Raw genomic sequence first — 6000 nt, forward strand, 5'->3', positions numbered from 1 at the left:
AAGCTAATGCTAGCAGATTTTTACTTTAATATTTTTTAAACACTTATATTAGAGCTTTAAAAATTTTTTATAAAGCAAGGCATAAATAAAAATTCCAAAACCACACATGATAAGTGATAAAATTTGACCCATTGAAAGATCAAAAATAATAAATCCAAGCCCTGAATCAGGCTCTCTAAAAAATTCACAAATAAATCTTGCAAAAGTGTATAAAATAGCATAAAGCGCGATCAGCTCGCCATTAAAATTCTTAAATTTCCTATATAAAAATAAAATAATAAAAATAACTAAACCTTCTAAGAATGCCTCATAAAGTTGGCTAGGATGCCTTGGCTGGCCAAAAACATTTATTGCCCAAGGCACATCTGTAACTCGCCCAAAAAGCTCTTGATTTAAGAAATTTCCGACCCTGCCAAATGTATAGCCAAAAGGTATGCAAACTGCACAAAGATCAAGTAGCTGCCATAAATTTTGTTTATACTTTTTGCAAAATAGATATGTCGCAATCAAAAAGCCAACTACTGCTCCGTGGTAACTCATGCCACGAATTCCTATAAATTCGCCGTTATGAAATGGATTAAAAATTTGCCAAGGTTGCGTCAAGTAGTAGCTTACTTCGCCTGAATAGACTAAAACCCAGCCAAGCCTAGCGCCTAAAATAACGCCTATTTCAACCCAGAAAAAGTAATTATCCAAAAGCTGATTTGAGATTGGGATTTTATCTTTTTTAACGAGATACTTTGCCATGGCAAGTGCCAAAACAAGGGCTAAGATATACATAAGCCCATACCAGTGCACGCTAAAGCCAAAGACGCTAAAGGCGACTGGGTTAAAGTGGTTATAAATGTCGTTCCAAATTTCCATTTTTACTTTCTTTTTAATTTTTTGAGATTTTACAATGATTTAGCTTTGATGAGCGAATAAGCTCTTGCCACTAAGTGCAAGGGCTAAAAATTTAAATTCGCTTGCTTCAAATTCTTTGCAAAATTTAAATAGCTCGGCAAACTCAGCTTCATTTAAATTTATGCTCCAAATCGCTCCAGTATCATTAAATTCTCTTTCAAACTCGCTTAAATTTTTAGTGGCAAAATAGTGCTCAAAGCGGCTCATTAATGAAAATGGTGTAAAAAATTTAATCTCATCTTTTATCTCAAATTTCATCACGCCACCATCTTTTATGGCTTCGTTTATAGCTTCATTTACAGCCCCTGAGTAGGCTCTTACAAGCCCTCCAGTGCCAAGCTTTATCCCGCCAAAGTAACGAACTATCAAGACCCCAACGTTTATAAGTTCAGCGCCCCTTAGCGCGTTTAGGCTTGGCTGACCGCTAGTGCCCTTTGGCTCGCCGTCATCACTTTGATTTTCGACTATTTGTCCGTATTTGTTTAGCTCCCTTGTCGCCCAAACTACGTGAACAGCCTTAAAATGCTCTTCTTTTAGGCGTTCATGCAAACTTTTAAATTCGCTTATCGGGCATAAAAATGCTAAAAAATTTGATTTTTTTATGTCGAGTTGAGCTTTAAAAATTCTATCAATCGTCTGCAAATTTGCTCTTTTCTTTAAATTTTAAAATATTATCATTTTGCTAATTAAAGCCTTGTAAATTCAGACAAATTTATATTATTAAGGAAAAAATAGTAGAATTTTGCAATTTTTCACGAAGGACTAAAATGATACAAACTTGCCTATTTCCAGCGGCTGGATATGGAACGAGGTTTTTGCCAGCTACAAAATCACTCCCAAAAGAGATGTTGCCAATCCTTACAAAACCGCTCATTCACTATGGCGTTGATGAGGCGCTTGCGGCTGGCATGGATAATATGGCGTTTGTCACAGGACGCGGAAAAAGGGCACTTGAGGACTATTTTGACATTAGCTACGAGCTAGAAAAAGAGATCGCAGGCAGCTCAAAAGAGTCGTTGCTTAGTGAAGTTAGAAATTTAATGAGTTCATGCACATTTTCATTTACTAGGCAAAATGCTATGAAAGGGCTTGGACACGCCATTTATACGGGCAAAACTCTAGTTCGTGACGAGGCATTTGGGGTCATTTTGGCAGATGATCTATGTATAAATGAAAATGGCGAGGGTGTGCTTTCACAGATGGTTAAAATTTATGAGAAATATCGCTGCAGCGTCGTTGCAGTGATGGAGGTGCCAAAAGAGCAGACTAAGTCTTATGGCGTCGTAAGCGGCAGGTTTATAGAAGATGATCTTATAATGGTTGATGATATGGTTGAAAAGCCTGATCCTACCGAGGCTCCGACAAATTTAGCTATCATTGGACGCTACATCCTAACGCCAGATATTTTTAACATTTTAGAGCGAACAAAGCCAGGTAAAAACGGCGAAATTCAGATCACGGACGCATTAAAAGCGCAGGCAAAAGATGGCATGGTGCTAGCTTATAAATTTAAAGGCAAGAGATTTGACTGTGGTAGCATCGATGGTTTTGTCGAGGCTACAAATTTCTTTTACGAGCGAAATAAATGATAGAAACTTGCTTTAAATTTAACTTTGCAAGCAGTGAGGTTATCGACTCCTACGCCAAGAGGATAAACGATGAGTATGAAAGCGGCGAGATAGGCTACTATCACCTACCAGCCCTTGGGCAAAATTTGCTTGGCGAGATCGAGGAGTATGAAAAGGGGCTAGCTCATATCAAAAATGTCGTGCTAGTCGGCATTGGCGGCAGCAGTCTTGGCGTAAAGGCGCTAAAATCGATGCTTGATGGCACTAAAGGGATAAAAAGAGAGCTTTTATTTTTAGATAACGTCGATCCTTGCAGCTACAAAAACACGCTTGATGGAGTAAATTTTGACGAGATGCTTTTTATAATAAGCTCAAAATCAGGCAATACGATCGAGACAATCACTATTTTTAAGTGCCTGCTTGATGACTTTAAGCCTCAAAATTTAGGCAAAAATTTCCTCATCATCACTGATCCTGGGACAAATTTAGAAAATTTTGCCAAAGAAAATGGCATTAAATTTTTTAATATCCCAAAAAATGTTGGAGGGAGATTTAGTGTGCTAAGTGCGATAGGTCTTGTGCCTCTTGGTATCTGTGGCTACGATATAAAGGCACTTCTGGAGGGTGCGCTTGCTTGCAAGAAGCAATACATCGAGCAAAAAGATAGCTCCATAGTCGCTAAAGCTTACCACTACGCCACTAGCAGAAATGCCAGTATAAATGTCATATTTAGCTACTGCGATAGATTTTTTGAATTTAACGACTGGTATGTGCAGCTTTGGGCGGAGAGTCTTGGCAAAAAAAGAGGCTACAAAAGAGTTGGTCTTACGCCAGTTGGACTTGTCGGCAGCCGTGATCAGCACAGCTTTTTGCAGCTTATCATGGACGGCGTAAAAGATAAGAGCGTGACGTTTATAAAGATAAAAGATCACGCAAGTGACAAGACTATTCCAAGCTTTAGCCTAAAAGGGCTTGAGGAGTGCGATTTTGTAGCAGGACTTAGCCTAAATGAGCTTATAAATTTGCAGTGCGACGCAACGGCTATGGCACTCGTGCAAGAGGGGATAAGTGTCGATACGATCACACTTGAGAGGCTTGATGAATTTCACGCTGGCTGGCTAATTTTTTATTACGAGCTACTAACCTCGGCTACTGGTATCATGCTAGGCATCAACACCTACGATCAGCCAGGCGTTGAGATAGGAAAACGTATCCTAAAAACCATGCTTTTAAAGTAGAAAATGAAGAAATTTCTACTTTTGGCTCTTTTTGCTACGCAAATTTTTGCCTTTTCGGCGAGCAAATTTGTAAATGACGCTAGGTCGCAGATAGGCGTGACGCTAAGTTACGATTCAAGCTACGAAAAGTTAGCCTATCCTATGGGCGATGTGGATATCGAAAAGGGCGTTTGCACAGATGTTGTGGTAAGGGCTTTGCGGCATCAAGATATGGATCTGCAAAGGCTCATTTTTGAAGATATGAGTAGAAATTTTGCAAGCTATCCTAAAAAATGGGGACTTAAAAAGGCTGATAAAAACATCGATCACAGGCGTGTTTTAAACATCGCTACCTATCTAAAAAGAAAAGGTTTTGAGGTGAGTGATGATAAATTTTTACCAGGGGATATCGTCACATGGGTGCTGCCAGGAAATTTACCTCACATCGGTGTGATCTCAGATAAATTTGAAGGCCAAACACCGTTTGTCATCCACAATATCGGCTCTGGCGTGCAAGAAGAAAACATACTTTATAGCTACAAGATCACGGGGCATTTTAGGCTAAAGTAGCAAAATGGCTTTTTAATCAAATTTTAGGCAAAATCCAAAAAATAAATTCAAGGAAAAATAATGTTAGAAGTTAGGGGACTTACTCAAAGATTTGCAAGCAGTTTGCTATTTGAGGATGTAAATTTAAAGCTAAATCGCCACAACAGATATGGGCTAATCGGTGCAAATGGCGCTGGCAAATCGACATTTTTAAAAATTTTAAGCGGAGCTATCGAGCCAACTAGCGGCGAGATCATCATAGAAAATGGGCTAAAAGTTGGCGTGCTTGGGCAAGATCAGTTTGCGTTTGAAAATTTCACGCTAAAAGATGCCGTGCTTTATGGCAACAAACGCCTATATGACGCTGTCAAAGAGAAAGAGAAGCTCTATATGAGCGAGGAATTTACAGATGAGATAAATGAGCGCTTAAGCGAGCTTGAGATGATAAGCGCCGAGGAGGATCCAAGCTACGAGTACGAGACTAGGATAGAAAAAATTTTAAGCTCGCTAGGGCTAAATGAATTTGATAAGCTCATGAGCGAGGTTGAAAACTCAGATAAAGTTAAGGTTTTGCTAGCGCAGGTGCTATTTCCAAAGCCAGACATCTTGTTTTTAGACGAGCCAACAAACAACCTTGATATAGACGCGATCGCATGGCTAGAAAACGAGCTAAATCGCCACGAGGGCACACTTGTGGTTATCAGCCATGATAGGCACTTTTTAAATAGAGTTTGTACAAATATTTTGGATGTGGATTTTAAGAAAATTCGCGAGTTTTCGGGCAACTACGACGACTGGTATATGGCTGCAAATTTGATCGCAAAGCAGCATGAGATGGAGCGTGATAAGAAGCTAAAAGAAAAAGAGGAGCTGGAGAAATTTATCGCGAGATTTTCAGCAAATGCGAGCAAGGCAAAGCAGGCGACATCTCGTGCAAAACAGCTTGAAAAATTAGATATCGCAGAGATCGCAGTATCAAGTAGACGCGACCCTAGTATACTATTTCGTGCAAACCGTGAGATAGGAAACGAGCTAATAGAGCTTAAAAATATAAGTAAGAAATTTGATAATAAGGTGATATTTGAAAATTTTAACTTTAAGCTTGAAAAGGGCGACAAACTAGCCATTATCGGACACAACGGCGTTGGTAAAAGCACGCTTTGTAAGATCATAATGGGCGAGATAAAGCCAGATGCGGGCGAGGTGCATATAGGTGCGACCATTGAGCTAGGCTATTTTGCGCAAGATACGGTAAATAAGATAGATGGCGAGCTAAAGCTTTATGAATATTTGCAAGATGCTAAAAACAAGGACATAGACGAGATCAGAAAGTGCCTCGGCAGGATGCTCTTTAGTGGTGCCGAGCAAGAAAAGGCAGTAGGCGCGCTAAGCGGTGGCGAAAAACACCGAGTAAGACTAGCTCAGCTTATGCTTCATAGGCCAAATTTACTTGTCATGGATGAGCCAAATAACCACCTAGACCTTGAAGCTATCATCGCGCTTGGCGAGGCGTTTTATAACTTTAACGGCTCAGTCATCTGCGTGAGCCACGATAGGGAGCTAATTGACGCCTTTGCAAATAGAATTTTACACCTAAAAGGCAATGGCGAAGTGGTTGATTTTAAAGGCACATATGAAGAGTATAGAGCAAACTTAGGGCTTGAGAGCTAAAATTTGTTATTCCTTGCTCCTGATTGTAGGGGCAAGATTAAAATTTATATTTACTACAAAATCTTGCAAGTATTAATCTAGCTATATAAATT

Annotated in this window: 6 protein-coding genes; 4 read left to right on the forward strand and 2 right to left on the reverse strand. The window is 39.5% G+C overall.

Annotated features, from left to right (window positions below; genetic code table 11):
* Nucleotides 1-48 precede the first annotated feature (48 nt).
* A complete protein-coding gene (lgt, locus tag CVS84_RS05425; protein ID WP_107691474.1) occupies nucleotides 49-864 on the reverse strand; it encodes a prolipoprotein diacylglyceryl transferase in 816 nt (271 codons plus the stop codon).
* A 39-nt stretch (nucleotides 865-903) separates the two neighbouring features.
* Nucleotides 904-1545, reverse strand: coding sequence for an IMPACT family protein (locus CVS84_RS05430; RefSeq protein ID WP_107691475.1), 642 nt, complete (start codon nucleotides 1543-1545; stop codon nucleotides 904-906).
* A gap of 125 nt (nucleotides 1546-1670) precedes the next feature.
* Between CVS84_RS05430 and galU the strand changes: the two genes are divergently transcribed.
* From galU to abc-f, 4 genes are read left to right on the forward strand one after another with little or no spacing between them, the layout of a single operon-like run.
* Nucleotides 1671-2492 (forward strand): UTP--glucose-1-phosphate uridylyltransferase GalU, encoded by an 822-nt coding sequence (galU, locus tag CVS84_RS05435; RefSeq protein ID WP_107691476.1) that lies wholly within the window; start codon nucleotides 1671-1673, stop codon nucleotides 2490-2492.
* The gene (locus tag CVS84_RS05440) at nucleotides 2489-3709 is read left to right on the forward strand and encodes a glucose-6-phosphate isomerase (protein WP_107691477.1); all 1221 of its coding nucleotides are present in this window, start codon (nucleotides 2489-2491) and stop codon (nucleotides 3707-3709) included. Before galU ends, CVS84_RS05440 begins: the two co-directional genes overlap by 4 nt.
* Before the next feature lie 3 nt (nucleotides 3710-3712).
* Nucleotides 3713-4258: a DUF1287 domain-containing protein gene (locus tag CVS84_RS05445; protein WP_107691478.1), complete on the forward strand. Its 546-nt coding sequence runs from the start codon at nucleotides 3713-3715 to the stop codon at nucleotides 4256-4258.
* 60 nt (nucleotides 4259-4318) lie between these two features.
* The gene (abc-f, locus tag CVS84_RS05450) at nucleotides 4319-5908 is read left to right on the forward strand and encodes a ribosomal protection-like ABC-F family protein (RefSeq protein WP_107691479.1); all 1590 of its coding nucleotides are present in this window, start codon (nucleotides 4319-4321) and stop codon (nucleotides 5906-5908) included.
* Nucleotides 5909-6000 lie beyond the last annotated feature (92 nt).

Source organism: Campylobacter concisus, from assembly GCF_003048575.1.
GTDB classification, from domain to species: Bacteria; Campylobacterota; Campylobacteria; order Campylobacterales; family Campylobacteraceae; genus Campylobacter_A; species Campylobacter_A concisus_U.